This window comes from Anaerosporobacter sp. (assembly GCF_965301125.1).
The window spans coordinates 1-1,567 of the sequence record NZ_CBDLAM010000381.1; the positions used below are offsets into that span (position 1 = coordinate 1).

Below are 1,567 nucleotides of genomic sequence, written 5' to 3' on the forward strand. Positions count from 1 at the left end.
TTACAAAAACATCATTGACGATATCATCATTATGGAATAGAATAGATATATACTAATGACTTGGGGGTGTATCAGACATGAAATGTAGTAAATGCAGTTTTAATAATCCAGTAGGTTCGAAGTACTGTCAACATTGTGGTACTAGGTTACATGTACAAGCAGGTAAAGTCGCTAGGGTAAATGGTAGTGAAAATAGAACAAAAGATGGCGTTAGATCACAGGGTGTAACAGTTATCCCTCTAGCAAAAAAACATAGAGATATTTCAGGTAAAATAATGCCTCAAATTTCTATTACACCACATGAAGACGGAACGTGGTTTTGCCCATTGTGTGGGGACAAGAATGCAGAATTAATCTGTAAAAGTTGTTATTTCGAACGGATGGAGAAGGTCTCTTCGAGATAAAGCAATTAAGTTTGTAGTTTTTATGTAATACATAGTTATATAGAGCAGCTCATAGGATTAACAATTTACTGATTGAGTAATTAGTAGAATTGATATAGTCTATGAGCTGCTTTTTAGTATTTTTTACGCCTATTATTATTTAAATAAGAGAATTAACTATTACTTTTTTGCAGAATATTTATCAATAAATAACTAATTTGATTGTAACAATATTCGTGTCGTGGTATAATGTGCTAATGTAATATTATACAAAGGAGATATTGATATGAAAGGAACAGTAGTTTCGTCGTGGGTAGATTCTAGTAGAACATTGTTTGGAAATAAAGTAGTAGACGATGCTTTAAAAGCTTATGGAATTTCTAGTACTTATATTTTTTCACCACTTGAAGATATAGAAGATGATAAAGCATTAGGAATCGTTGAGTATATAGGTAATGCTGTGGGTAAGAATAAAGAAGAAATATGGTTTATCATGGGAGAAGAGAATGTTAAAACATTCAGTAAACTTTATCCAGGATTCTTTCGTCATGATTCAGCTTATCAATTTTTAAAGGCTATGAATGATGTACATGTCATAGTCATGAAACGCTTTAGAGGGGCAAAGCCACCAATCTTAGATGTTACACCGATATCATCAAAGGAAATCTATTTTACTTACCGTTCCAAGAGAGGGATGGGGAATTATTTAAAAGGTCTAATTAGTGGTGTATCACATCATTTCAATGAAAAGATAGAAGTTGAAGAAGTATCAAGAACTAATGATGAGTTAATACTTAAGCTTAAGTTTGAGTCAGAAATTCAATATGTTAAGAGATATTTTTTAAATAATCTTTTTTCCTTTGGAATGATTAAATCTGTAACAATTAAAACAGCAATTATGAATTTAATATTGGTTGGACTTTCAGGTTTTGCGTTATTTCAAAGTCCTATTAAAGGGTTATTAGCTGGTGTAATTGCATTTGTTTCTTCAATAATAACAACTTCTGTGTTAGACAGACCTAGAAAGTTAATATTTAAGGAGCTTGAGAAGTTAGGAAATAGGAATTTCATTGAGTCAACTATAATTAAATCCAATGACGAATATGAAGTTTATATGTTAGAGATTGATAAGATAAAGCAAAATATTCAAAAGGATTTCATAGGATTTAATTCTATTGTAGATG

General features: G+C 30.8%; 2 protein-coding genes. Both read left to right on the forward strand.

The window, feature by feature from the left end; translation table 11 throughout:
* Window positions 1–77 precede the first annotated feature (77 nt).
* The gene (locus ACW2QF_RS20200; protein ID WP_455717811.1) at window positions 78–404 is read left to right on the forward strand and encodes a hypothetical protein; all 327 of its coding nucleotides are present in this window, start codon (window positions 78–80) and stop codon (window positions 402–404) included.
* Window positions 405–669: 265 nt separating this feature from the next.
* Window positions 670–1,567: heme NO-binding domain-containing protein (locus ACW2QF_RS20205; RefSeq protein ID WP_455717812.1), on the forward strand; the 898-nt coding region annotated here is incomplete at its 3' end.

What these genes read in the sequence shown, in the direction of transcription:
- ACW2QF_RS20200 (WP_455717811.1), top strand. Translation starts at nt 78, where the DNA reads ATGAAATGTAGTAAATGCAGTTTTAATAATCCAGTAGGTTCGAAGTAC.